Annotated in this window: 25 protein-coding genes; 15 read left to right on the plus strand and 10 right to left on the minus strand. The window is 63.7% G+C overall.

Going from position 1 to position 23,839, the window contains the following annotated elements; genetic code table 11:
• Positions 1 to 130 precede the first annotated feature (130 nt).
• The 13 genes from BGO16_RS11395 (at position 131) to BGO16_RS11455 (ending at position 11,848) form a co-directional block, all read left to right on the plus strand.
• On the plus strand, positions 131 to 880 hold the full coding sequence (locus BGO16_RS11395; protein ID WP_292618824.1) for a biotin/lipoate--protein ligase family protein: 750 nt from the start codon (positions 131 to 133) through the stop codon (positions 878 to 880).
• Complete coding sequence (locus BGO16_RS11400) at positions 877 to 1,413, plus strand: DUF6505 family protein (protein WP_292618825.1); 537 nt, start codon at positions 877 to 879, stop codon at positions 1,411 to 1,413. Before BGO16_RS11395 ends, BGO16_RS11400 begins: the two co-directional genes overlap by 4 nt.
• The gene (locus BGO16_RS11405; RefSeq protein WP_292618826.1) at positions 1,410 to 2,417 is read left to right on the plus strand and encodes a DUF6352 family protein; all 1,008 of its coding nucleotides are present in this window, start codon (positions 1,410 to 1,412) and stop codon (positions 2,415 to 2,417) included. The genes BGO16_RS11400 and BGO16_RS11405 overlap by 4 nt, the downstream gene beginning before the upstream one ends.
• On the plus strand, positions 2,414 to 2,932 hold the full coding sequence (locus BGO16_RS11410; protein ID WP_292618827.1) for a DUF3305 domain-containing protein: 519 nt from the start codon (positions 2,414 to 2,416) through the stop codon (positions 2,930 to 2,932). The genes BGO16_RS11405 and BGO16_RS11410 overlap by 4 nt, the downstream gene beginning before the upstream one ends.
• Entirely contained in the window at positions 2,929 to 3,621 is a 693-nt protein-coding gene (locus BGO16_RS11415) for a DUF3306 domain-containing protein (RefSeq protein ID WP_292618828.1), read from the plus strand. The genes BGO16_RS11410 and BGO16_RS11415 overlap by 4 nt, the downstream gene beginning before the upstream one ends.
• 122 nt (positions 3,622 to 3,743) lie before the next feature.
• Positions 3,744 to 4,520, plus strand: coding sequence for a molecular chaperone TorD family protein (locus BGO16_RS11420; RefSeq protein ID WP_292618829.1), 777 nt, complete (start codon positions 3,744 to 3,746; stop codon positions 4,518 to 4,520).
• A 22-nt stretch (positions 4,521 to 4,542) separates the two neighbouring features.
• The gene (locus tag BGO16_RS11425; RefSeq protein WP_292618830.1) at positions 4,543 to 4,761 is read left to right on the plus strand and encodes a formate dehydrogenase; all 219 of its coding nucleotides are present in this window, start codon (positions 4,543 to 4,545) and stop codon (positions 4,759 to 4,761) included.
• Positions 4,762 to 4,773: 12 nt separating this feature from the next.
• Positions 4,774 to 7,728 (plus strand): formate dehydrogenase subunit alpha, encoded by a 2,955-nt coding sequence (locus BGO16_RS11430; protein WP_292618831.1) that lies wholly within the window; start codon positions 4,774 to 4,776, stop codon positions 7,726 to 7,728.
• A gap of 12 nt (positions 7,729 to 7,740) precedes the next feature.
• On the plus strand, positions 7,741 to 8,337 hold the full coding sequence (fdh3B, locus tag BGO16_RS11435) for a formate dehydrogenase FDH3 subunit beta (RefSeq protein ID WP_292618832.1): 597 nt from the start codon (positions 7,741 to 7,743) through the stop codon (positions 8,335 to 8,337).
• A gap of 57 nt (positions 8,338 to 8,394) precedes the next feature.
• Entirely contained in the window at positions 8,395 to 9,408 is a 1,014-nt protein-coding gene (locus BGO16_RS11440; RefSeq protein ID WP_292618834.1) for a formate dehydrogenase subunit gamma, read from the plus strand.
• A gap of 175 nt (positions 9,409 to 9,583) precedes the next feature.
• A complete protein-coding gene (locus BGO16_RS11445; protein ID WP_292618835.1) occupies positions 9,584 to 10,276 on the plus strand; it encodes an ABC transporter permease in 693 nt (230 codons plus the stop codon).
• On the plus strand, positions 10,273 to 11,004 hold the full coding sequence (locus BGO16_RS11450; RefSeq protein WP_292618836.1) for an ATP-binding cassette domain-containing protein: 732 nt from the start codon (positions 10,273 to 10,275) through the stop codon (positions 11,002 to 11,004). The genes BGO16_RS11445 and BGO16_RS11450 overlap by 4 nt, the downstream gene beginning before the upstream one ends.
• 19 nt (positions 11,005 to 11,023) lie before the next feature.
• Positions 11,024 to 11,848 (plus strand): extracellular solute-binding protein, encoded by an 825-nt coding sequence (locus tag BGO16_RS11455; RefSeq protein ID WP_292618837.1) that lies wholly within the window; start codon positions 11,024 to 11,026, stop codon positions 11,846 to 11,848.
• A 452-nt stretch (positions 11,849 to 12,300) separates the two neighbouring features.
• Here the strand turns inward: BGO16_RS11455 and BGO16_RS11460 are convergent, their stop codons facing one another.
• The 3 genes from BGO16_RS11460 to mobB are packed head-to-tail and all read right to left on the minus strand — an operon-like array spanning position 12,301 to position 14,382.
• Positions 12,301 to 12,543 (minus strand): sulfurtransferase TusA family protein, encoded by a 243-nt coding sequence (locus tag BGO16_RS11460; protein WP_292618838.1) that lies wholly within the window; start codon positions 12,541 to 12,543, stop codon positions 12,301 to 12,303.
• Positions 12,544 to 12,588: 45 nt separating this feature from the next.
• A complete protein-coding gene (gene glp, locus BGO16_RS11465) occupies positions 12,589 to 13,845 on the minus strand; it encodes a gephyrin-like molybdotransferase Glp (protein ID WP_292618839.1) in 1,257 nt (418 codons plus the stop codon).
• Between the two features lie 9 nt (positions 13,846 to 13,854).
• Positions 13,855 to 14,382, minus strand: a complete 528-nt coding sequence (gene mobB, locus BGO16_RS11470; RefSeq protein WP_292618849.1) for a molybdopterin-guanine dinucleotide biosynthesis protein B — start codon at positions 14,380 to 14,382, stop codon at positions 13,855 to 13,857.
• Positions 14,383 to 14,463: 81 nt separating this feature from the next.
• Between mobB and fdhD the strand changes: the two genes are divergently transcribed.
• Both fdhD and mobA read left to right on the plus strand, forming a co-directional pair.
• Positions 14,464 to 15,354 (plus strand): formate dehydrogenase accessory sulfurtransferase FdhD, encoded by an 891-nt coding sequence (fdhD, locus tag BGO16_RS11475; RefSeq protein ID WP_292618840.1) that lies wholly within the window; start codon positions 14,464 to 14,466, stop codon positions 15,352 to 15,354.
• Positions 15,344 to 15,973, plus strand: a complete 630-nt coding sequence (mobA, locus tag BGO16_RS11480; RefSeq protein WP_292618842.1) for a molybdenum cofactor guanylyltransferase MobA — start codon at positions 15,344 to 15,346, stop codon at positions 15,971 to 15,973. The genes fdhD and mobA overlap by 11 nt, the downstream gene beginning before the upstream one ends.
• Positions 15,974 to 15,976: 3 nt before the next feature.
• On the opposite strand, the gene BGO16_RS11485 is transcribed toward mobA, so the two are convergent.
• From BGO16_RS11485 to soxB, 7 genes are all read right to left on the minus strand, one after another.
• Positions 15,977 to 17,926 (minus strand): molybdopterin biosynthesis protein, encoded by a 1,950-nt coding sequence (locus BGO16_RS11485; protein ID WP_292618843.1) that lies wholly within the window; start codon positions 17,924 to 17,926, stop codon positions 15,977 to 15,979.
• A gap of 13 nt (positions 17,927 to 17,939) precedes the next feature.
• A complete protein-coding gene (locus BGO16_RS11490) occupies positions 17,940 to 19,046 on the minus strand; it encodes a molybdopterin-binding protein (protein WP_292618850.1) in 1,107 nt (368 codons plus the stop codon).
• A 106-nt stretch (positions 19,047 to 19,152) separates the two neighbouring features.
• The gene (locus BGO16_RS11495) at positions 19,153 to 20,193 is read right to left on the minus strand and encodes an MBL fold metallo-hydrolase (protein ID WP_292618844.1); all 1,041 of its coding nucleotides are present in this window, start codon (positions 20,191 to 20,193) and stop codon (positions 19,153 to 19,155) included.
• 90 nt (positions 20,194 to 20,283) lie between these two features.
• The gene (locus tag BGO16_RS11500; protein WP_292618845.1) at positions 20,284 to 20,814 is read right to left on the minus strand and encodes a heme-binding protein; all 531 of its coding nucleotides are present in this window, start codon (positions 20,812 to 20,814) and stop codon (positions 20,284 to 20,286) included.
• Complete coding sequence (locus tag BGO16_RS11505) at positions 20,801 to 21,253, minus strand: hypothetical protein (protein WP_292618846.1); 453 nt, start codon at positions 21,251 to 21,253, stop codon at positions 20,801 to 20,803. Before BGO16_RS11505 ends, BGO16_RS11500 begins: the two co-directional genes overlap by 14 nt.
• A 9-nt stretch (positions 21,254 to 21,262) precedes the next feature.
• On the minus strand, positions 21,263 to 21,679 hold the full coding sequence (locus tag BGO16_RS11510; RefSeq protein WP_292618851.1) for a hypothetical protein: 417 nt from the start codon (positions 21,677 to 21,679) through the stop codon (positions 21,263 to 21,265).
• 44 nt (positions 21,680 to 21,723) lie between these two features.
• Complete coding sequence (gene soxB, locus BGO16_RS11515; protein ID WP_292618847.1) at positions 21,724 to 23,466, minus strand: thiosulfohydrolase SoxB; 1,743 nt, start codon at positions 23,464 to 23,466, stop codon at positions 21,724 to 21,726.
• Positions 23,467 to 23,839 lie beyond the last annotated feature (373 nt).

A 23,839-nucleotide genomic window follows, 5' to 3' on the forward strand; every position in this document is an offset into this window, starting at 1 on the left:
AGCATATCAGGATTTTCCGGGGCCGATCCGCCATTGCCGCTGCCTGCGCCTGTCGCGTGTCATGAGACTCGCATCGGAAGCTGTGAGCTTATAATTATATGAGAACGAATGAAAGTCGCAGGAGATCGTCTTGCTTCCGACCATGCGCGTTCCTTTCGATCAGGCTCTCGATCTGCCGCCCCCGTTTACGCCGGTCGGGCTCCGCGAGCGCTCGGATGCATTTACCTACGCGCTCGATATCGCGTCGCAACGCGGCGCCGGCACGCTGGTCCATGTCGGACGCTTCGACCTCGCGGAATTCGCGGTGGTTCTGGAACCGGATGAACCCCTGCGCACGGCGCGCCGCGCATTTTACGCCGGCATGATCGCGCTGAGCGACGCCATCGTCACCTGCGCGCCTCCGGGGAAGCTGGTGACGGTCGAGTGGCCGGATGCCATTCGCATCGATGGCGGCCTGATTGGCGGCGGACGTCTGGGATGGCCGGGAACTGCGAAAGAGGACGAACATCCGCAATGGCTGGTATTCGGCGCCATGATTCGTGCGGTCTTGATGTCGGGGGAAGAGCCGGCCGCGCATCCGCTGGCGTCGTCGCTCGAGCAGGAAGGGTTCGGCGATGTCGGCGCGACAAAACTGACCGAGGCTTTTGCGCGTCACCTGATGACGGCATGCGATGTCTGTCAATCGGATGGATTTGACAGTCTCGCAGCGCGATTGGTGCAACGGTTGCCGCGCACCCCTGGCGTGATCTACGAGATTGCCGAAAATGGCGACCTGCTCGTGCGCAGGAAAGGCGACGCGGACGCCGTGCGCTGCGAGTTGCTGCCGGCATTGGATGCGCCGTCGTGGCTTGATCCGGACACGGAAGGTCCGCGCCTGTGAAGCTGCTTCGCACAGTCGCGCTCGATCCGTCGGATACGTTTGTGTTCGATCCGGCCGCCGAGCCCGGCGAATGGGCGGTGCCGGGCACCTTCCGGTTCTGGAGTGATGATCCGGCGGCGCTGCAGGGCAAGGCGCGCTCCGCGTTTCGCGGCGGATTTCTCGGCCTGCAATCCTGGGGCTGGTCGACCCTCGTTCAGGTCGTGGACGTGAAGGATGGTGAGCGCGATATGGTCGTGGGCTTGCTTGCGCACCGTCTGGTCGAGCGGCTCGGCGCGCCCGACCTCGCGGTCGCGCGAGGAGCGGCCGAGGACGAAGTCGCTTTTGCCGAATCGCTTTGCAGCGAGCCGGCGGGCATCCTCATCGCGATCCGCCGCACGGTGGAGGACGGCGAGATCCGCGAAACGTTCCGCACGCTGCGATCGCGTTGCGGATCGCAGCCCCATCGCGCATTCTCGTTCGTGGAAGTCGACGATGAACGATCGGCGGAGGAGATCGATCTGGCCGGCGCCTTTCTCGGGCGTGAAAGCAAATGATGGATTTCTGGATATCCTGCGGCCATCATCTGCTCGACCGCGCACCGGGCGGCGGGCTGGCCGTGACCGACGAATTTCTCAAGGCTTATTTCATCCGGCCCGAATTGACGCCGCCGCCGGATGCTTGCGCGCTCGAGCGAAAATTGCATGGGGCGCTGCTGGCTGAACCACGACGGCCCATTGATGCGGCCGACATTTCCGCAATCGCCGATCCTGATGCGCGGGAAAACTGGCAGCTTGTGCTGGCGTTTCGCGATCTGCTGTTGCGCTTTCCGACGCTTGAGGCCGCCTATCTCGCCTTGATGCGCGGCGGAGCGGTGACCTTGCCGCCTCTGTTCGTCAATCAACTCGCTCACGTCATCCTGCGCAACGCGCTCGACGGCTGCGATGATCCATTTGTGTTACGTGCCGGCGAACTGTTTTTCCGGCCGCAGCGCATCATGCCCGATCAACAGTCAATGATAGCGACCGACGAGGAATGGATCGCGAGCGCGCATCCGGAGTCTGTTGCGCCGCTGCTTTCGCTGCTGGACATGGCCGCTGAAGCCAAGATCGAGATCATGGACGACGCGAATGCCGCCAGCTACTGGCGTCGCAGCGATATGTTCGATCTGGGGCTGGATCTCTCGGCCGCAGGACGCGGTCGCGCAGCTCTTGCCGAAGCGATGACCCGCTGGATCAGGCATCTGCTCGCTGTCGATGTGACGATCGAGCCGCTCGCGGAACTGCGCGACGCACGTTTTACCTGGTACGTCGGCCTTGATGCCGAGGCGACCAAAATCGGCGACCGGCTCTGGAATGACGGGTTCCTGGACGACGGCATGTCTGGCCGCGTGGTGGCGCTTTTCCAGCTTGTATTTTCAGACCCTACGGCCATCGTCGACGGGCGGGTGAACGAGCCAGTTTATCTGATTTTGGCGGCATCGCCCGATCGGATCCTGCGCATGAAACCGCAGAATCTGGTCACCGGCTTGCCCGTCAGGCATCTGGAGGCCGCGAGTTGAGTCCTGCCGCGTCACCGCTTGTGCGCATTCCTGTCGGCGTGGTGATCGAACGCCGCGCGGCGGCATCCGCCTGGGCCGATTTTATCTGGCGCGCGGTTGGCGTGCTGCCCGACGCGCCGGACATCGAGCCATGGACGCGGCTGCGCGCCGATGCGGACAGCACGCTCTATTATGCCGGAAGCGCCGCGATCGACCTTTACCGCTCGGAGACCGGGCGTTATCGCGAAAACCTGGCTTCCGGTTCGGCCAGTATCTGGGTGATCCTGAGTCCATCCGAAGGTCCGTGGCCGTATGCGGTCACCGCGGTCACGGCCGACTCCGCCGAGGGCGAGAGCTTCACCGACGCGTCGACCAATCTTGTCGAACCGGTGCCGATGCCGGATGTCATCCGCAGCGCCATTGAACGGTTCATCGCCGAACACCACGTCGAGAGGGAAGAGTTCGTCAAGCGCAAGCGCGGTCGCGCGAATCTCGAAGCGTTGGCGCGACGCGGGCGCGGAGGCCGGGACGAATGACGGACGAGGACTTCCTGAGCCGCTGGTCGCGCCGCAAACGCATGGCGAATGCGCCCGTCCGCGCCGAAGCGCCTGCTTCCAGGTTGGAGGAGACGACGGACGAGACTGTTCCGCCGCCTTCGACTGGCGCGGCGGATGCGGTCGAGGAATTCGATCTCTCGACGTTGCCGCCGCTTGAGTCGATCTCGGCGACCACCGACGTCACCGCATTCCTGCGCAAGGGCGTTCCGCCGGCATTGAGCCGTGAGGCGCTTCGCCGGGCCTGGATCGCCGACCCGACCATCCGCGATTTCGTCGGGCTCGCCGAGAATGCCTGGGATTTCAACGATCCCGATGCGATGCCCGGGTTCGGTCCGCTGGACTATTCGCCGGAAGAGCTGCGCGATCTGGTCAGCAGGATCGTCGGGGGCGCCCGGCGCGCGGCCGACGACATCGAGGACCTTGCAGCGCCGCATGAGGCCATCGATCAGGCTCCGTCGGCGCAGGCCGACCAGGATCAGCCGCCGGGTGAGGCCGATATGCCGGGCGCAGTCGTCGGGCAAGCCGTCCGCGAGGTGGAGCACCGCGAGCCGGAGCATGTTGCGCAGGGTGCCGAATCTGCTCCGCGTGAACGGCAGGATACCGCTCAAGGCAGGGCTGATGTCTCTCCGGCGGTTCGTCGCACCCACGGCAGTGCATTGCCGAGATAGGTTTCGACCAAAGATATAGGCTGATCCTATAGTTGTCAGTTGACGACCGCAGGTGCCCGGGCCTAGTTTTTTAATCGTTCCAAAGAGGACGCGTCCTGGAACGCTCGCTCGGGAAACAAAATATGCGCGATGCGGGATTAAGTCGGGCAATTCAGGCGGCGGGAGGGCAGGCCGAGCTTGCCCGCAGAATAGGCATTACGCAGCCCTCGGTCTCGAGCTGGAACAGGGTGCCCGCCGAGCGGGTGGTCGCCGTGGAAGCCGTAACCGGCATATCGCGCATAGAACTTCGCCCCGATCTTTATAGCGAGTTGGCCGTGGCTGATGACGTTGACGACGTTGATATCGGTCGTGCCCGGGAATATGCGCTGCTCGCCACGCTGTTGGCGCGCGCGCCGCCGGACATGTTGCTCGTGCAGATCGCCCGGCTGCACGGCGACGCGACGCCGCTGGGCTCGGCGCATGCCCGGCTGGCGGATGCGGCATCGACAATCTCTCCCGCAGCCGTCGAGCGCGAATATTTCGACCTGTTTATCGGCTTGGGGCGAGGCGAATTATTACCATACGCATCGTTCTATCTCACCGGCTTCCTCAACGAACGGCCGTTGTCGCGGCTGCGGCAGGATCTCGCCGCGCTCGGCATCGAGCGCGTCGAGACCAATTCCGAGCCGGAGGATCACGCGGCGACGCTGTGCGAGATCATGGCCGCCCTGGCGGGCGGCCGCGTTCCGGCTTCGGCGGATGCGCAGCGTCTGATGTTCGAGAGACATATTGCGCCATGGATGGGGCGTTTATTCGCCGACATGGAGAACGCGACCGCCGCGAATTTCTATCGATCGGTCGGTTCGCTTGGTCGCCTGTTTCTGGAAATCGAGGCGGAGGCCTTTACGCTCACCAATTGAGCAAGCCACGGGAGGACTCGCGATGAAGAACGACAACAATGACGGCAAGGCAGCCGTCGGCCGTCGTGGTTTCCTGCGCGGGGTCGGCATCGGCGCGCTGGGCGTCGGCGCGATGGCTGCAGCGCCGCTTGCGACACCCGCCATGGCCGATAGCGAAACGAACGACGAGAAGCGCAAATCACGCTACCGGATGACCGACGACGTTAAGGCGTTTTACCGCGTCAATCGTTATCCGGGTTGAAGGAGGCTTGCCGTGCTGATCAAGAGAGCGCAGCGACAGAATGCGCAATTCGCGCGTGGCGGTTCGGCTCTCGCGACCCCGGCCGAACATGGACAAGGCTTCGACCGTCGCACGTTCCTGCGTCGCTCAGGTCTGGCCGCCGGCGGCCTTGCCGCGTTGAGCACGCTGCCGCTCGACGCTGTCCGCAAGGCCGACGCGGCGGTGGTGGCGGGACCGCTGACATCCGGCGCAACGGTTCGCAAGAGTGTGTGCACGCATTGCTCCGTCGGCTGCACCGTCACCGCCGAGGTGCTGAACGGTGTCTGGATAGGCCAGGAGCCGAGCTGGGATTCCCCGATCAATCGCGGCTCGCACTGCGCCAAGGGCGCCTCGGTGCGCGAACTCGTCCATGACGGACGCCGCCTCCGCTATCCGATGAAACTCGTCGACGGGCAATGGACGCGCGTTTCATGGGAGACGGCGATCGACGAGATCGGCGACAAGCTGATGCAGGTTCGCGAGACGTCGGGCGGCGATTCCGTCTATTGGCTCGGCTCGGCGAAGATGACGAACGAAGGTTCGTATCTGTTTCGCAAGCTCGGTGCGTTCTGGGGCACCAACAACACCGATCACCAGGCGCGCATCTGCCATTCGACGACCGTGACCGGGGTGGCCAATACCTGGGGCTACGGCGCGATGACCAACAGCTTCAACGATATCCGCAACTCCAAAACGCAGATAATCATGGGCGGCAATCCCGCCGAAGCGCATCCCGTTTCGCTGCAACACCTTCTCGAAGGTGCTGAACTGAACAGGGCGAATGTCGTCGTGATCGATCCGCGCATGACGCGGACCGCTGCGCACGCCACCGAATATGTGCGGCTGCGGCCGGGAACGGACATTCCGGTTCTGTATGGAATGATGTGGCACATCCTCAAGAACGGCTGGGAAGACAAGGAATTCATCCGGCAGCGTGTTTACGGCTTCAACGATCTCCGCAAGGAAGTGGAGAAATGGACTCCGGAGGAGGTCGAACGTGTCAGCGGCGTTCCCGGCGCGCAGCTTGAGCGTGTCGCCAAGCTGTTTGCGACGGAAAAGCCGGCGACGCTGATCTGGTGCATGGGGCAGACCCAGCATACGGTCGGCACGGCGAACGTGCGCGCGAGCTGCATCGCGCTGCTAATGACCGGCAATGTCGGCAAATCCGGCACCGGCGCCAATATCTTCCGCGGCCACGACAACGTGCAGGGCGCGACCGACGTCGGGCTCGATATCGTGACGCTGCCTTTCTACTACGGCCTGGCCGAAGGCGCATGGAGGCACTGGTCGCGTGTCTGGGAGGTGGAATACGACTATCTGCTGTCGCGCTTCGACAACAAGAAATTGATGGAGACGCCCGGCATTCCGCTGACCCGGTGGTTCGATGCGGTCATCCTTCCGAAAGCCGACGTGGCCCAGAAGGACAATGTGAAGGCGGTGTTCGTGCAGGGACACGCCAGCAACAGCATCACGCGAATTCCCGAATCGCTGAAGGGATTGAAGGCGCTGGAATTGCTCGTCATCGCCGACCCGCATCCGACAACATGGGCTTCGCTGGCGGTGCAGTCCGGCCGCAAGGACGGCGTTTATCTCCTGCCGGTCGCCACGCAGTTCGAATGCAAGGGGTCGCGCGTCGCCTCGAACCGCTCGCTGCAATGGGGCGAGCAGATCGTCAAGCCGGTCTTCGAGTCGAAGGACGACCTCGAGATCATATATCTGATCGCAAAGAAGTTCGGCTTCGCCGACAAGATGTTCAAGAACATCAAGGTCGAGGACAACCTGCCGGTGGCCGAGGACATCCTTCGCGAGATCAATCGCGGAAGCTGGTCGACCGGCTATTGCGGCCAGTCGCCGGAACGCCTCAAGGCGCACATGAAAAACCAGCACAAGTTCGATCTGGTCACCATGCGCGCGCCCAAGGACGATCCGGAGGTCGGCGGGGATTATTACGGCCTGCCATGGCCGTGCTGGGGCTCGCCGGAGGTGAAGCATCCGGGCACGCCGTTGCTCTACAACACCAACCTTACGGTCATGGATGGCGGCGGCAGCTTCCGCCCGCGTTTTGGCCTGGAGCGCGAGGAGACGCTGCCCGATGGCAGCACCCGCATGGTCAGCCTGCTCGCGGATGGATCCTATCCGAAGGGTTCGGCGATCAGGGACGGTTATCCCGAGTTCACGCTGGCGAGCTTGAAGAAGCTGGGCTGGGACAAGGATTTGACCGAAGCCGAGATGGCCACGATCAACAGCATCAACCCGGACAAGCCGGACACGGTATCCTGGTCGCTCGATCTCTCCGGCGGTATCCAGCGCGTCGCGCTGATGCACGGCTGCGTTCCCTACGGCAACGGCAAGGCGCGCATGAACGCTTTCGGTCTGCCGGATCCGATCCCGGTGCATCGCGAACCGATTTATTCCCCGCGTGTCGATCTGGTGGCGCAATACCCGACGTTGCCGGACGCCAAGCAGTTCCGCCTGCCCAACATCGGCTTCTCCGTGCAGAAGGCCGCGGTCGAGAAGGGGATCGCCAAGCAGTTTCCGCTCATCCTGTCCTCGGGCCGTCTCGTGGAATATGAAGGCGGCGGCGAGGAGACGCGAAGCAATCCGTGGCTCGCCGAATTGCAGCAGGACATGTTCATCGAGATCAACGTCGCTGACGCCGCCGAGCGTGGCATCAGGGACGGCGGCTGGGTCTGGGTGACGGGCGCCGAGAACAACTCAAAAGCGAAGATGAAGGCGCTGGTGACGGAGCGGGTCGGCAAGGGCGTGGCGTGGATGCCGTTCCACTTCGGCGGCTGGTACGCGGGCGTTGATCTGCGCGGCAACTACCCGAAGGGGACCGATCCGATCGTGCTGGGCGAGAGCGCCAATACGATCACGTCCTACGGGTATGATCCCGCGACGGGGATGCAGGAACCGAAGGTCACACTCTGCCAGATCGTCGCGGCATAAGGAGCAACAGCCATGGCCCGGATGAAGTTTCTCTGCGACGCCGATCGCTGTATCGAATGCAACGCTTGCGTCACCGCCTGCAAGAACGAGAATGAGGTGCCGTGGGGGATCAACCGGCGCCGGGTCGTGACCATCAACGACGGCAAGCCGGGTGAGCGCTCGGTCTCGATGGCATGCATGCACTGCACCGACGCGCCATGCGCCGCGGTGTGCCCCGTGGATTGCTTCTACACAACTGAAGACGGTGTGGTGTTGCACTCCAAGGATCTTTGCATCGGCTGCGGCTATTGTTTCTATGCATGCCCGTTCGGCGCGCCGCAGTATCCGAAGATCGGCAACTTCGGCTCCCGCGGCAAGATGGACAAGTGCACGTTCTGCGCCGGCGGTCCGGAGGCCGACGGCTCCAGAGAAGAATACGAGAAATACGGAGCCAATCGTCTTGCCGAAGGCAAGCTGCCGCTGTGCGCGGAGATGTGCTCGACCAAATCGCTGCTCGCGGGCGATGGCGAAGTCATCGCGGAAATCTACAAGGAAAGGGTGACGAGGCGGGGGTATGGTTCCGGCGCATGGGGCTGGCAGACAGCCTACCGTGAAAGCATCACGTCGTGATTGGCGGATGGGAGCGGCTGCGCGACGGGCGCGGCTGACAATCGAGGGAGACTCCTCATGGCGTCCATTGCAAGGTATGTCCGCTTCGCCGCCTGCGCCTGGATCGCGTTCGTCATCATCGTTTCGGCGATTCCCGCGTCCGCCCAGGAGCCGTCTCGCGTTGACCCGAATGCGAGCGCGGTGACGGAGCAGGGGCTGTTTCAGGAACACAACCGTATCCAGGGACGCGTCAGCATTCCCGATCAGCGCTCGAGTGTGCTGATACAACCGGCTGGCCGGGAGTGGCGGCATTTCCGCAATGTCACACTGCGCTGGATCGGCGGCATCGCAATTCTCGGGATGCTTGCCCTCCTCATTATTTTCTATCTGGCGCGGGGCATGGTGCGCATCGAAAGCGGTCGCTCCGGCCGCACCATTGTCCGCTTCTCGGCTTTCGAGCGCTTCGTGCACTGGATGACCGCGACCTGCTTCGTCATTCTCGCGATTTCGGGCCTGAATATAACCTTCGGCCGCCCGCTGCTGCTGCCCCTGATCGGTTTTGAAGCATTCTCGGAATGGTCGCAGTGGGCGAAGTACGCGCACAATTACCTGAGCTTCCCCTTCACCCTCGGTGTCGTTCTGATTTTCCTGATGTGGATCGCCGGCAACATCCCCAACAAGGTCGACGTGGAGTGGCTCAAGCGCGGCGGCGGGATGGTCGGTCATGACCATCCGCCGGCCTACCGCTTCAATGCCGGTCAGAAGGGTGTCTACTGGATCGTCGTCATCGGTGGCGGTCTTGTAGCTGCGACCGGCTATCAGTTGATGTTTCCTTTCTATCTGACGGGCATCGAAGGCATGCAACTCGCGCACGTCGTTCACGCCGTGGCCGCGGTTTTGTTCATCGCCGTCATGCTGGCCCATATCTATATCGGCACGATCGGAATGGAGGGCGCCTTCGAGGCGATGGGCGAAGGCACGGTGGACGTGAACTGGGCCCGGGAACATCACAGTCTCTGGCTTGATGAACAAAACGCCCGTACCGGCGTCAATAAAACGCCGCCTCGGACCTCGGCCACGCCCGCGGAGTAGCGTCGGCCGGCCTCGGGCCATCCCTCGGGTTCGACGCGCGGACAGATTGTCGGTTCGCGCGAAGAAAATGCGTCAAATCAAAATTCTGGAGGCCGCTTCTGATTCCATCAGAGGCGAAGGGCTCCGGTTTTTCGGAAATTGACCATTCCCGCGGAGTTCGCGCAATATAAGGGGCATGGACCCGAGCGTCTCGGCATTTCAACTCTTGCTGACCGGCGACCCCGCGCTGCTGGGGATTGTCCAGCTGTCGCTGATTGTGAGCATGAGCGCGGTCGGCGTCGCGACGCTGGTCGGCGTCCCCATCGGCGCGTGCATTGCGCTCACGCATTTTCCCGGCCGGACCACTGTCATTGTCGTTTTCAACGCGTTGATGGGCTTGCCGCCGGTTGTCGCCGGCCTGGCCGTTTTTCTCCTGCTCTCGCGGTCGGGTCCGCTCGGTCCATTAGGTCTGCTGTTTACGCCGACCGCGATGGTATTTGCGCAGGTCGTCCTCGTGACGCCGATCATCGCCGCGCTGACGCGTCAGACCATCGAGGACCTCTGGGGGGAATATCGCGACGAACTCACCGCAATGAATGTCGGCGCGGTGCGGCGCGTCGGAACGCTGATCTGGGACGGCCGTTTCAGCCTCATCACCATCGTGCTCGCCGGATTCGGGCGAGCGGCGGCAGAAGTGGGAGCCATCATCATTGTCGGCGGCAATATCGATGGTTTCACCAGGACGATGACGACCGCCATTGCCCTGGAGACGTCCAAGGGTGACATCCCGCTCGCCATCGGCCTAGGCGTGGTTCTCATGGCCATCGTCGTGCTGGTCAATGCGCTGGCATGGGCCATAGGGCGAGCGGCCCGGCAATACGCAGGATGACCATGCGGGCTCCCAGCGCCGAGTTGCCGATCTGTTTTCGCGACGTTACCGTCGAGGCTCATGGCGTGACCATTCTCGACCGGATCACGCTTGCGTTGGGAGCAGGGTCTCCGACGGTGCTGATCGGGCCGAACGGCTCGGGCAAAACGACGTTTCTGCGCATCGCGATGGGGCTCACATTGCCGTCCGCGGGGACCATCACCTGGGGAGGACGGGAGAACGTCGCGCCGGTGCGTCGGGCGATCGTGTTTCAACATCCCGTGATGCTCAGGCGCACGGCCGCCGAGAATCTGCGATACGCACTCAAGGTTTCGGGCAGAATACCGCGCGAAGTCCATGACGCGCGGATCGCCGAGTTGCTGTCGCTTGTTGGACTCTCCGGGTTCGGTGATCGTCCGGCTCGCCGGATGTCGGGCGGAGAAAAACAGCGCCTTGCGCTCGCGCGGGCGCTCGCGCGCGATCCCGTGGTGCTTTTCCTCGACGAGCCCAGCGCCAGCCTTGATCCGGCGGCCGCCAAGGCGGTCGAGGACGTCATTCGCGCTGTCACCGCGCGCAATATCAAGATCATCATGTCGACCCACGACCTGGGATCCGCCAGACGCTTGGCCGGCGACATTATCTTTATGCATCATGGTCGCGTGGTGGAGGCCGGCGCCGCTTCAACGTTCTTCACTGCGCCGCAGAGTGACGAAGCAAAAATCTTCATCAGCGGTGATTTGCTTGTCTGACCAACACGGAGGAAATCAAATGTTCGCCCGCAGATTACTGATTGCCGCCGTCGCGGCGTTTTTTGCTTTTCCGGCTCTCGCCCAGGACAAATTCATTACCGTCGCCTCGACGACGTCAACGCAGGATTCAGGACTGTTCGGTCACATCCTGCCGTTGTTCAAGAAAGCCACCGGGATCGACGTGAAAGTTGTCGCGCAAGGGACCGGTCAGGCTCTCGATACCGGACGGCGTGGAGACGCCGATGTCGTTTTTGTTCACGCCAAATCTGCAGAAGAGAAGTTTCTCTCCGAAGGCTTTGGCGTGAAACGGCTTCCCGTCATGTATAACGACTTCATCCTGATCGGGCCCAAGAACGATCCCGCCGGCGTCAAGGGCACCAAGGATATCGTCAAGGCGTTGACTGCCATCAAGGATAAAGGCGCGTCGTTCATTTCGCGCGGCGATCGTTCCGGGACGCATATCGCGGAGATCAAGCTCTGGACAATAGCCGGCATCGACATCGGGAAAGACAAGGGGCCGTGGTACAAGGAGGTCGGGCAGGGGATGGGCGCCGCGCTCAACATCGCGTCGGCCTCGAATGCTTACGTGCTGTCAGATCGCGGCACCTGGCTGTCGTTCAAGAATCGCGGTGACCTCGAAATCGTCGTTGAAGGCGACAAGCGACTGTTCAACCAATACGGCGTCATGCTGGTGAATCCGGCAAAGCATCCAACGGTCAAGGCGAAGCTCGGTCAACAGTTCATCGATTGGCTGATCTCGCCGGAGGGACAGGCGGCAATCGCCAACTATAAGGTCAACGGCGAGCAGTTGTTCTATCCGAATGCCCACGATCGGGACGCGTGATCGGATGCACCTGCTGCTGCGCCGGCTGCTGCCGTCTGGGTTTGCAGGGCACGGACGGGAGCAGCTGCTCGCTTCAGCGAAGCGCCCGCAAGGCCGGCGTAACAGACGGTACTCAGAACCTTTCCGCTTCCGATGGAATCAGAAGCGGGGCCTTGATTTAGCGCGTTTTCTTCACGAGAACCGGTCCCCGCTTCGCTCGAAAACGCGCTAGCTTTGCCGGGACGATGGAATTTGGTATGATGTGCAAATAGTGCCTCGCTTGGAGGATACTCGAATGAAAGCCTTTTTGCTGGCGTGCGTCTGCGCCGTCGTGCTTGCGCTTGTGGCCGTCGAGGGCCTTAACGTCGTTCAGAAACCAGTCAGCGTTGCCTTCTCCACCTCAGCCGTTCGCCTTTAATCGGGCACCGTACTGCTGGATCGGCACGTGATGAGAAAAGTGCAGCGGCCCTTATTCAGGCTTCTGCCGCTCCATTGGTTTTCTCTATCAGGAAAACGATGCGCTGCTCGCTGCGTTCGGTAATCTCGACCTTGTCGCCGGTTTCGCGGATCAGATTTGGAATATCGATGACCGACAACGGATCGGTGCAATGCACTTCGAGCTGATCGCCCGACCGCAACGGCTTCAGCGCCTTCCTGGTTTTCAAGGCGGGCAAGGGACATCTCAGTCCGGTGAGATCGAGCTTCGTCCTGTTCATGCGCGCAGGATGAAGGTGGAAGCGCCCAAGGTCAACGCAGCATCCTCAGAGCAGGCCGGCGTAGGGAAGAAACCCGACGTCCTGCCCGGGCTCGACCCGGGTCATGGTCTCCCCGAGTTCGACCAGGCCATCGGTATCAACCAACGAAGATAAAAGCCCCGCGCCCTCGCGCGGAAACTTCATCGCTTCGACTGCGCCATCGTCGGTCCTGCGCAAGCTGGCGCGGACATATTCGCGTCGGCCGGACTTTTTCTTGTAGGTGAAAGCCGCGCGTACCGGCATCGGAATAAGCGGTTCGGGCAAGGCGCCCGACAACGCCAGCACGGTTGGCCGCACCACGTGGACGAAGGTGACGAAGCTCGCGACCGGATTACCTGGCAATCCGATCAGGGGTGTGCCGCCGATGATCCCCATCGCGACGGGGCGGCCCGGCTTGATCGCCATGCGCCACATCACCAGCGTCCCGATGCTTTCGACCGCCGTCTTGACGTGATCCTCCTCGCCGGCTGAAACTCCGCCGCTGGTCAGGACCAGATCGCATTTGCCCGCGACCGTCTTCAAGCCTCCGGCGAGCGATATCGGGTCGTCGCGCAGGATGCCGAGGTCGGTGACCCCGCAGCCGAGCCTGCGCAGCATCGCCATCAGCATGAAGCGGTTGGAATCGAAGAGTTGCGCGCCGTCACGCGCTTGGCCCGGCGAGGCCAACTCGTTGCCGGTCGAAAATACCGCAACCCGGATCCGTCTGACCACCTTGAGATGCGTCAAGCCGAACGCGGCCGCGAGCGCAACGTGCTGAGGGTGTAGGCGCTGGCCGGCGCGCAGGCCGATCTCGCCTTGTCGGATGTCCTCACCCGCGGGACGGACATTGGCGCCCGGTTTCAAGCCGGGCGGTAAAACCACCTTGCCGGATGGATCGATGCGGACGTCTTCCTGCATGAATACCGTGTCGGCGCCCGGCGGGAGTGGCGCGCCGGTAAAGATTCGCACGACGTGACCGGGCTCCAGCGGCCCGCATGCCGCGGCGCCAGCCTGAATGCGGCCGGCCACCGGCAGGATCTGCTCCGCCGTTTTTGCAATGTCCCGGCTCAGCGCCGCGTAACCATCGACCGCGGAATTGGTGAAGGGCGGCAGCGGTAACGGCGCGGTCACGTTGCCAGCGAGCACGCGTCCGTCGCTGTCGGGAAGAGGCACCGTTTCGAAATCCGTGATTGCGTTGACGCTCGCCGCGATCAGGCTGACCGCGTCGTCAACCGACATCATCGGTCCGCCGAAGGCGAAGCAATCATCGGACAATTGAGCCATGGCGCCTCGTCAGCCCCGCGCCGCGCGCGCGGTATCGATCTCCTCCACCGGCATCGCCGCGCGCCGCACGAGCGTTGCGACTGCGGAGATATCATCGAGATGGGCCACCGGCAGCCGGGTTTCAACCGAAACGTCGGCGATGACGCCGACGATGTGACGGTCGTCGGGAAACAGGAAGGGCTTGCCGTTGCCGGCCCGGTGGACCTCGATCTTGGGCAGCGGCGCGCGCTTGAACCCTTCGACGACGACGAGGTCGACCGGAGTCAGCTTTTGCAGCAATTCAAAAATATCGAGTTCGGGAGCTCCGTGCAGTTCGTGCATCAGCGCCCAGCGTCGCTCGGATGACACCAGGATTTCGGTCGCGCCCGCCTCGCGGTGGCGCCAGGAATCCTTGCCAGGCACGTCCACATCGAAATTGTGGTGAGCGTGTTTGATTACGGAAATGCTCACGCCCTCCTTCAGCAAATAGGGGATGAGGCGCGTCAGCAACGTGGTCTTTCCGGCGCCGCTCCATCCTGCCAGGCCGATCACTTTCATCCGGTCCCCGGAACCCGCCATGTCCTTCATTCTCTGCATGTTTATATCGGTTCAACGCCAATGTCATGCTAGCGTCTTCGGATGATGAAGATCGAAAAACCGCCGGCCCCCCTGATCGTCCCCAGCCCGGACGATTCACGGCTGACCCGGCGCGTCACCGGGACCGACCAGAGCGGCGCGAATGTCGACATCAAGGTGCCGATGGAGCGGCCGCTGACGCTCTACCTGAACGCTCAGGAGATCGTCACCATGATGACGATCGGCGACCATCCGGAATATCTCGCACTCGGCTACCTGCTCAACCAGAACATGCTGAAATATGACGACGTCGTCACCGAGGTCGAATATGACGACGATCTTCAGGTCGTTGTGGTCAGGACCGAGCACCACACCAATTTCGAGCACAAGCTGAAGAAGCGCACGCAGACCTCCGGCTGCGCGCAGGGCACCGCGTTCGGAGACCTGCTCGAAGCTGTCGAAAGCGTCGAACTTCCCAAGGCGGAATTGCGAACGTCCTGGCTGTACCGGATGACGCATACGATCAACACCATGCCCTCGCTTTACCTTGAGGCCGGCGCTATCCATGGCTGCGTGCTGTGCAGGGAAGGCGAGCCGCTCTGCTACACCGAGGACGTCGGCCGCCACAACGCCGTCGACAAGATTGCCGGCTGGATGTACCGGCACGGGGTCGATCCCGCCGACAAGATTCTTTATACCACCGGACGGCTGACCTCGGAGATGGTGATCAAGACCGTGCGCATGGGCATTCCGATCCTGGTGTCGCGCTCGGGCTTCACCGCCTGGGGCGTCGATCTGGCGCGACAGGTGGGACTGACGCTGGTCGGGCGCACGCGGGGAAAACGCTTCATCGCGCTGTCGGGCGAACAGCGCATCGTCTACGATCAGAATCTCGCTTATGTCGAGGACGAGTCGGCGCGGCACCAGCGCAAGGGAGAAGGCGGTGACGATTGAGATTCCGCCGACCCCCGGTGTGTTGCTCGCCGGCGGTCTGGCGCGACGCATGGGCGGTGGCGACAAGCCGATGCGGACGATCGCCGGTCGCACCATTCTGGAGCGCGTGATCGCGCGGCTGAAGCCGCAATGCGACGGAATCATTCTCAACGCCAATGGCGATCCCGGAAGGTTCGCGACGTTTGGACTTACGGTCATAGCCGACGACGTGCCCGATTTTCCGGGACCGCTCGCCGGCATTCTCGCGGCGCTCGACTGGGTGGCCGCGAACCGCCCCGGCGTCGAATGGATGCTGAGCGCCGCTGCGGATTGCCCGTTCCTACCGCGCGATCTGGTCGCGCGCCTGCATCAGGGCCGCGCGGCGGAAAAGGCCCAGCTCGCGGTTGCCGTGTCCGGCGGACAAACTCATCCGGTGATCGGACTCTGGCATGTCGGCTTGCGTGAGGAGTTGCGCCGCGCGCTGGTCGAGGACGACATCCGCAAGATCGACCGCTGGACCGCGCGCTACCGGCTTGCGTCCGTAAGCTGGCCGGCGGAGCCGCTCGATCCGTTCTTCAATGCCAATACGGTCGAGGACATCGCCGAGGCGGAACGGCTGGCGGCTCTCGACGGGGGTTAACCGTCACGCTCGCCGAAAGCCGGCAAGGGCCAGCGCGGCGCGGATTTCCTCCGATGCCAGCGCGTCGAGAAAAGCCTGTACTGCGGGACGTTGCTTTCGCGCGGTCACCAACGCGAAATCGTAATGCTCCTCGGCGAGCGGAATGAAGCCGAGACCGTAGGCCTGCGCCACCGGAGCAATGGTCATGCCCCAATCGGCACGTCGCTGAGCCACGGCTGCGGCGACCGCATTGTGCGAACGCGGCTGGTTCCAGTAGCCTTCGGGCCGCGCGCCTGCGAGCAGCCGGTCGATCAGGATGCGCGTGCCCGCGCCCTGGTTGCGATTCACCATGATACAGGCGGAATCGGCCAACGCGGCACGCACGGCCTCCTGCGCATTCACGCCTTCGAACCGTCGGTCACCTTTGCAAAACACAATGCCCTGCATGCGCCGCCAACCCGGCAGCAATTCGAGTCCTTCGGTCAGGAAAGGCGTGTTGTAGGTCCCGGTCTTGTCGTCAAACAGATGGATCGGCGCGAGATCGCACTCGCCGCGCCGCGCCGCCGCCAGTCCGCCGAGGCTTCCGATCGCGATGGTGCGCACCATGAGGCCAGCGCGCGCGAGCGGCGTGGTGACGAGATCAAGTCCGGTGCAATGGCTCCCTATAATCACAATGTCCGGCGCCCGGACATGCGGAGTGAACAGCGTGACGTCCGCCGCGGTGTCGGCCGGCATGTGATCGGCCAATGTATCGACGCGCAGAAATCCGTCGGCCTGCGCGAACGAGGTGATCGCACCCGAGCCCTTGCCGGTGGGATAGGCGATCAATCCGTCGCGCCCCTCCACCAGCGAGACCATGACGAATTCGGCGCGGCCAAGCTCGGAGGCGATACGCACCGGCACCTTCGCGCCGACTTTGGCATCGGCGCGCGGCGGCAGGCCGGCCATTCGTCGCAGCACCGGTACGATCATGTCGTGAAAGGTGAACATCGCCGAGGTCGGAAATCCGGGGAGGATCACGACCGGCTTGCCGTCACACACGGCAAGGCATAGCGGCTTGCCCGGCTTGAGGGCAACGCCATGCGCGATGATGCCAGGTCTGCCGAGCCGGGTGACGATGCGGTGGGACAGATCGCCGGCGCCCTTGGAGGTGCCGCCGGACACTACCAGCATGTCGCTTTCGAGAAGCGCGCGCCGCATCGCCGCCTCGAGCTGCGCATCATCGTCCGGGACCGCGCCGAGAAAGACCGCATCGCCGCCGTTCTCATCTATCGCAGCAGTGATGATCGCGCCGTTGGTATCGTAGATCGCGGCGGGGCGCAGCGGCGAACCCGGCTGCACCAGTTCGTCACCGGTCGAGATGACGGCAACGCGCGGCCTGCGCGCGACGCTGACATCCGCGATGCCGCATGCCGCCAGAATGCCGACCTCGCGCGAGCCGATCACCGTTCCGGTCCGCAGCAAGGTCTCGCCGCGGGCGATGTCGGACCCGGCGTAGGAGACGAACTGTCCGGGCGAAACGGCGCGGCGCACCTCGATGCCGGAGCCGCTCGCCGGCTGAGTGTGCTCGACCATGACGACGGCGTCGGCGCCGCGCGGCAGAGGGCCGCCGGTCGCGATCGCCGTCGCCGTTCCCGGCAGCACCGCCTTGGCGGGCGCGGTGCCGCACGCGATCGCTTCGTCGTTGAGCACGAGCCGCACCGGGGTTCCTTCGCCCGCCGAGGACAGATCGACCGAGCGGACGGCAAACCCGTCGACATTGGAACGGTCGAAGGGCGGCACGTCGAGCGGCGCCACCACATCGTCGGCGAGCGCGCCGCCGAGCGCATCGGCAAGCCTGCGTTGCTCCCTCACGGCCGCGCGCGGAAACAGCGCGGCCTCAAACCGTCTCACGGCTTCTTCGCGCGACAGGATCGTCAGGAACTGGTCCTGCTCACCGCTGTCGCGGTTGTTCGGGGATGGAGCCTCGGTCATCTTCCCATCCATGTCATTCACGCCATAGATAGGCATCGACCGGCGTGCCTGCCGCAAATCCTTCGCTGGGCCCCGGGATCAGCAGCCACGCGTCCGCGCGGGCCATGACATGAAGCGGCAGATCACCGGTTGTGAGGGGAAGCCATGCGCCGTCCCGTTCCTCGAGCAGAGCGATCTCGGCAAGGCCGACGCTCGAGGCGATCTTGCGCGACAGGGGCAGGAGCCGCGACGGTCGCGATCGTCGACCGGACAGGCGCTCCAGTACGGGAAGCGCCAAGGCGAACCATGCGGCGAGTGCATGGTCGGGAGCGCCGGGCATCACCAGAACAGGGGTCGCGCCGGTCCGCCCGGTGGCCGCGGTGCGCCCGGGCTGCAGAGCGACGCCATGGGCCAGCATTTCGCCGCGGCGGGCGAGCGCGGTGACCGTCGCATCATTGCGGCCGACCCCGCTGCCGCCCACGGCGATCAACAGGTCCGAGCCGTCCGGGTCGAGCACGTCCGCGACGGAGGCCGCATCGCGTGCTGCGGCTTCGATCTCCGTGACACAGGCGCCATTGGCGCGAGCATGGTCGGCGATCAGGCGGGCCGTCGCCGCGCCGCCGGGGAGGTTGACGATGCGAAGCCGCGGCCGGCGCACGTTGAGCGTGGGCCACCCGGCGATTCGCGCCATAAGGAGATCGCGCGGGCGGATCAGGTGACCGGCCGCAATCGCCGGACCGTCCGCACCGATGTCACGGCCGGCACGCCGGACGCCCTGTCCGGGTGCACCTTCGATGATAATCTCGACGAGGGAACCCGGCGTAACAACCGCGCCGGCATCGAGCACGCAGTCGCAATGCTGCGGCATCGCATCGCCCGCATCGACCCAGGCCGGCGGCTTCGCCAGGGCCAGCGGCGAATAGGATGAGGCGCCGACCACATCATTGGCGTTCACCGCCCAGCCGTCGGCAGCGGCAAGATCATGAGCCGGAACGAGCGGAAGAGCCGGCATTTCGGCCGCCACGCAGCCGAGCGTCTCGGCCAGGGCAAGTTCCTCCGCTGCCACCGCATCGAGCCCGTGCAGCAAGGTCGCAACCGCAGTCTCGAGCGGGGTGAGCGATGCCGGCAGGCACTGCGTCATGAGAAGCGTCCGTTGTCCCGACTGGGCAGTGAGCTTGCCTGATTCAAACGTCACCTGGGAATCAATCTGCACCTCCTGTTATCGGCGCACGCCTGTTTCCGACAGTTCAGCCCGCAACCACTGGACCGCCGGCCTTTTTCCATGCGTCGATCCCGCCTTCGATATGCGCGGCATTGGCAAGACCTGCCTCCTTTGCCGCGGCGACCGCCATGGCCGAGCGCTCTCCGAAAGCGCAGAAGAACACGATGCGGCGCCCGGTTGCGGCGGCGACTTCCCGCAGCATGCCGCCGGGCTTCAGGCTGTCGGCGATGTCCGGATAAGGCGCATGCAGCGCGCCGGCCAGCGTGCCGCTCTTGGCGCGCTCATGAGTCTCGCGGAGATCGACCAGCAGGATGTCGGGCTGGCCGATCCGGGCAATCGCCTCGCGCGGCGTCAGCGCAAGGCCCTGTTTCGCCAGATCGTCCTGCCTGAGGCCGACATGCATGTTGGCGGGAATCACCACGTCCATCAGCTTGGGGTTCGGCAGTTTCAGGTTGTTCATCAGTTCGACGTATTCGTCGATCGAGCGCACCTGAAGCCGCGGGTTATGGCGTTTCTCCTCGCCGATGGTGGAGACCGTATCGCCCTTGTAGTCGTGCGCGGGGAACACCATGGTCTCCTCGGGCAGTTTCAAAAGCCGGTTGAAGATCGAATCGTACTGCGCACGCGCGCTGCCGTTCTGAAAGTCGGTGCGGCCGGTGCCGCGGATCAGCAGCGTATCGCCGGTGAAGACGCGATCGCCCATCATGTAGCTGTAGGAATCATCGGTGTGGCCAGGCGTGTACATCGCGTCGAGGCCGATGCCCTCGACCGTGATCTTGTCGCCGTCGCTGACGCGCATCGAGACCACGTCGGCCTTGGTCTGCTCGCCCATCACGGTGACGCAATGGGTCCGGTCGCGCAGTTCGCCGAGGCCGGTGACGTGATCGGCGTGAAGATGGGTATCGACAGCCTTCACGAGCTTGAGGTCCAGTTCGCGCAGCAACTGGCAATAACGGTCGACCTTCTCCAGCACCGGATCAATGATCAGCGCCTCCCCGCCGGCGCGGCTTGCCATCAGGTAGCTGTAGGTTCCGGAGACGCTGTCGAAGAGTTGACGGAAAATCATGATCGTGCGGCCCTGAATGCCGGTGCAATTTTTTCTTGCCCGTAAGGTATCGTAGCAAATTTATGCTGCGGCCACGGGATTACAACGGGTTCAGAAATCCAGCTTGTCGCGGATGGCGTCGAGCCCGGCTCGCGCGCAGGTCTCGTCCTTGTCGCCGCCGGGCGCGCCGGAGACGCCGATGCCTCCGACCAGCGTCCCGCCGGTTTCAATCACCAGCGCACCGGCCAGCATCGCAATATGCGGCAATCGCGCCAAGGCGGCGTCCATCTGCCCGTCGCGCACCATCTTGGCCAATTCAGACGTGTCACGGCGAAAACTCAGCGCCGTATAGGCTTTGGCGGTGGCGATGTCGGCCGCGGGCAGGCCGGCGTAACGGTCGCGCAGCAGCACCTGCGGCTGGCCGAAGCGATCGACCACGGCCACGGCAACCTGATATCCGTCATCGCGGCACTTCTTCATGGCGCTCTGCGCCGCCTCCAGCGCGACGTCCGGGGTCAGCGACTTGTAGGTGACCAGCGCCTCGTCGCCGGCACGGGCCGACGAGATCGTTAGCGTGGCCGTCACTGCTGCCGCGAATGCGCGACGCTTCAGTGCGGTCGCTGCACGATCACGGCCGCACATAGCTCCAGCCCTGCTCTTGCAACTCCATCAGCCGCACCATGCCCAGGGGCACGACCGTCGTCCCGGGCAGCAACTCGAGCGGACGGCCTTCCTTCTTCTCCATGGCCTCCTTGGTGTTGTTGCACGCCGAGAACTGGATCTTGCTGGGGGGCGGAATCTTGGTGAGGTGCTTGATGCGCTCCTTCACCGGCGAGGTATCTTCGCGCAGCATGTGGAGGCCCGGTCCGCATGCCATGATCTCGACGACTGCCGCCTGGTTCACGCCCTGATAGTACTGGATTACATCGGTGGCATTGGTCAACGCGAAGTCCATGGTATGCCGATCATTGGTGTCGACCTGGATCACGAGGTGGTGCTTCGGCTCGTCGGCGAAACCGTGTCCGATGAGTGCGAGCAACAGGCCAGCGGCGGCGACGAAAAGGCAAAGAAATCGGCGCATGACAACTCCCTATGGTCTGACCAGCGTGTAACCGTTTTCCGTAAGCGACAGGATGTGTCCGACGCCGACCTGAACCGGCGTTGCGGACGGGATGATGGCCGGCCGCTTGCCGGTCTCGCGCTCGATGGTGTCGAGCGTGTTCACGCAGACGTCGAACTTCACGCCCTGGGCGATCAGGCTCTCGACCCGGGTCCGGTTGATGTTTTCCGTTCGCAACAGATCGATGCCCGGACCGAAGGCGACCACTTCGAGAGCGATCCTGTCGGGGGCGTAGGCCTTGATCAGGTTGTTGGCGACGCTGAGCACGAGGCTCTGCTTCTTCGCATCGCCATCGGACAATTGCAGGACGATGCGATGCTCGGCGAAGGGTTTGTCGGGTAGCGGAGCGGGCTGAGCCCGAAGCGTGAGCGGCGCCAGCGCCAGCATGACCGCTGCGGCTGCGACCGCCCCTCTTCGTGTCAGCATGTCGGTCATCCTGCCCAGCCTGGATTGCCGTCGACGCCTATCAGCGTCACGCTATCGCGGCGGACGCCGCTTGTCATGCCGTTACGCAGATGTCCGGCGAAGACGTCCCAGACCGGCGCGCCGTCCTGCCTATTGACCGAGGCCCAACCGGCGACTTTATAGCTTTTGCCGGCTTCCAGCGAACGGCCGTCGTCCAGCTTCAGCTCCGAAATGCGATGGCCGGCGCTTTGCGCGGGCGTGCAGGCATACCGCAGGCCGCCAACGCGAACCATGTCGCCGCCCTGCTGGTAGTAGGGATCCGGATTGAAGAGATTGTCGCAGACGTCTTCCAGAATATCCTTGATCTGGCGGCCGGTCATGGTCTGCACGTAGGTCTCGGGATAGGTGCAGGCGGTTGCTGCGAGCACGTCGTCCATCGTCACGCCCTGTCCGGGCAGCACGCTGGTGCCCCAGCGGAAGCCCGGCGACAATGCGATCTCGGCATCGAACGCCGCGCGCAGTGCGTCGCAGATCAGGCTGTCCATGGTGCCGTTGAAATTGCCGCGGCGATAAAGCAGGCGGTCCGTGGTCGCGATCTTCTCGGCATAGGCCGCAGCATGAGGCGCGCGTACCTTCTCGATCAGAGCTTCCATCGCAGGATCGGCCCTGATCAGTTCGGAGAACACTGGCAGCAGCCGGTAGCGTATGTCGCGGACCTTGCCTTTGGCAAGATCGAGGTCGAGCACGCCGAGGAATTTTCCGTTCGAGCCGGCATTGGTGACAAGCGTCGTGCCGCCGGCATTGCCGACAGGAACGGGTTGCGGCACGGCATCGTGGGTATGGCCGCCGAGGATGACGTCGATGCCGCTGACGCGGCTTGCGAGCTTGAGATCGACGTCCATGCCGCTGTGCGACAGCAGGACGACCGCATCGACCCTGTCGGCACCGCGCAGCGATCGCACCAGTTTCTGCAGCTCCTCCTCGCGAATGCCGAAGGTCCAGTCCGGCGTGAATCGCCTCGGATGGGCGATCGGCACATAGGGGAAGGCCTGGCCGATCACGGCTATGCGGTGGCCGCCAACCTCCCTGATCGTCGCCGGCTTGAACACGCGCTTCGAGGCGGCATCGAAGGCCGGCGCGTCGTTGAACGCGGCCTCCTCGGTGAGGAACACGTTCTGCGCCAGGAATTCGCCCTTGAAGCGGGCAAGATTGTCGCGCAGCGTTTTCTCGCCGTAGGTGAATTCCCAGTGCCCGGTCATCGCGTCGATGCCGAGCAGGTTGGCGGCGTCCACCATGTCGGCGCCGTGCATGACGTTGGCGAGGCCCGAGCCCTGCCACAGATCGCCGCCGTCGAGCAGCAGCGAATTGTTCGGACCGGCCTCGCCGCGTAGCCGGTCGATCAGCGTCTTGAGATGGGCAAAGCCGCCGAGCCTGCCGAAGCGTGCGGCCGATTTCTCGAAAGCCAGACAAGTGAAGGCATAGGCGTCGGCGCTGCCGGGCGTGATCTGAAAACGATCGAGGAAGGCGCGGCCGACCAAATGCGGCGGCTGCCCGCGCATCGCGCCGATGCCCAGATTGACGCCGGGTTCGCGGAAGTACACCGGCAGCAACTGCGCGTGGGTGTCCGTCATGTGCAGGATGCGGGCATTGCCGAAGCCCGCGAGTTCGTACACCGCGTGATCGTCGGCCGCCCGAGACATGCGGGGCAGCGCGCTCGACAGGCAGGTTGCGCCGGCGGCCTTGAGAAGATCCCGGCGGCGAAGGGTCATATGATGCTTTCAACCATATGACGTGCGTTCATTTTGGACAGAATGTCATGTCTGCGCAAAAGCGTGAAGCGCATTTTCACATGGACGTCGGGACCATGGTCCACGTCCTGGCTTGAAAAGAAAGGAATGTATGGCCAGACGTAAACGAGCGACGCGACGCCGTTCTTCGAACGACCGTGCCCGGTCATGACAGATGCAGTCGGCAAACGAGAGTCCACGGTCAGCGGATCTCCATTTTCCTCCAGGCGTCCTTCTGCTCGTTGGACTGGAAGATCGCGGCCTTCGACAGCGTTTCGGACTTCCTGGATTCCGCGACCGCCTTGTCGAAATCGCCGGCGGCTGCGGCGGCCTTGGCATCCTTCAGCGCCGATAC

It is taken from the genome of Nitrobacter sp. 62-23 (genome assembly GCF_001897285.1).
Taxonomy (GTDB): Bacteria; Pseudomonadota; Alphaproteobacteria; order Rhizobiales; family Xanthobacteraceae; genus Nitrobacter.

Coding starts and splice junctions, on each gene's coding strand:
- BGO16_RS11405 (WP_292618826.1), top strand. CDS start 1,410: ATGATGGATTTCTGGATATCCTGCGGCCATCATCTGCTCGACCGCGCA.
- BGO16_RS11415 (WP_292618828.1), top strand. CDS start 2,929: ATGACGGACGAGGACTTCCTGAGCCGCTGGTCGCGCCGCAAACGCATG.
- BGO16_RS11420 (WP_292618829.1), top strand. CDS start 3,744: ATGCGCGATGCGGGATTAAGTCGGGCAATTCAGGCGGCGGGAGGGCAG.
- BGO16_RS11425 (WP_292618830.1), top strand. CDS start 4,543: ATGAAGAACGACAACAATGACGGCAAGGCAGCCGTCGGCCGTCGTGGT.
- fdh3B (WP_292618832.1), top strand. CDS start 7,741: ATGGCCCGGATGAAGTTTCTCTGCGACGCCGATCGCTGTATCGAATGC.
- BGO16_RS11440 (WP_292618834.1), top strand. CDS start 8,395: ATGGCGTCCATTGCAAGGTATGTCCGCTTCGCCGCCTGCGCCTGGATC.
- BGO16_RS11445 (WP_292618835.1), top strand. CDS start 9,584: ATGGACCCGAGCGTCTCGGCATTTCAACTCTTGCTGACCGGCGACCCC.
- BGO16_RS11450 (WP_292618836.1), top strand. CDS start 10,273: ATGACCATGCGGGCTCCCAGCGCCGAGTTGCCGATCTGTTTTCGCGAC.
- BGO16_RS11455 (WP_292618837.1), top strand. CDS start 11,024: ATGTTCGCCCGCAGATTACTGATTGCCGCCGTCGCGGCGTTTTTTGCT.
- BGO16_RS11460 (WP_292618838.1), bottom strand. CDS start 12,543: ATGAACAGGACGAAGCTCGATCTCACCGGACTGAGATGTCCCTTGCCC.
- glp (WP_292618839.1), bottom strand. CDS start 13,845: ATGGCTCAATTGTCCGATGATTGCTTCGCCTTCGGCGGACCGATGATG.
- mobB (WP_292618849.1), bottom strand. CDS start 14,382: ATGAAAGTGATCGGCCTGGCAGGATGGAGCGGCGCCGGAAAGACCACG.
- fdhD (WP_292618840.1), top strand. CDS start 14,464: ATGATGAAGATCGAAAAACCGCCGGCCCCCCTGATCGTCCCCAGCCCG.
- BGO16_RS11485 (WP_292618843.1), bottom strand. CDS start 17,926: ATGACCGAGGCTCCATCCCCGAACAACCGCGACAGCGGTGAGCAGGAC.
- BGO16_RS11490 (WP_292618850.1), bottom strand. CDS start 19,046: ATGACGCAGTGCCTGCCGGCATCGCTCACCCCGCTCGAGACTGCGGTT.
- BGO16_RS11495 (WP_292618844.1), bottom strand. CDS start 20,193: ATGATTTTCCGTCAACTCTTCGACAGCGTCTCCGGAACCTACAGCTAC.
- BGO16_RS11500 (WP_292618845.1), bottom strand. CDS start 20,814: ATGTGCGGCCGTGATCGTGCAGCGACCGCACTGAAGCGTCGCGCATTC.
- BGO16_RS11505 (WP_292618846.1), bottom strand. CDS start 21,253: ATGCGCCGATTTCTTTGCCTTTTCGTCGCCGCCGCTGGCCTGTTGCTC.
- BGO16_RS11510 (WP_292618851.1), bottom strand. CDS start 21,679: ATGCTGGCGCTGGCGCCGCTCACGCTTCGGGCTCAGCCCGCTCCGCTA.
- soxB (WP_292618847.1), bottom strand. CDS start 23,466: ATGACCCTTCGCCGCCGGGATCTTCTCAAGGCCGCCGGCGCAACCTGC.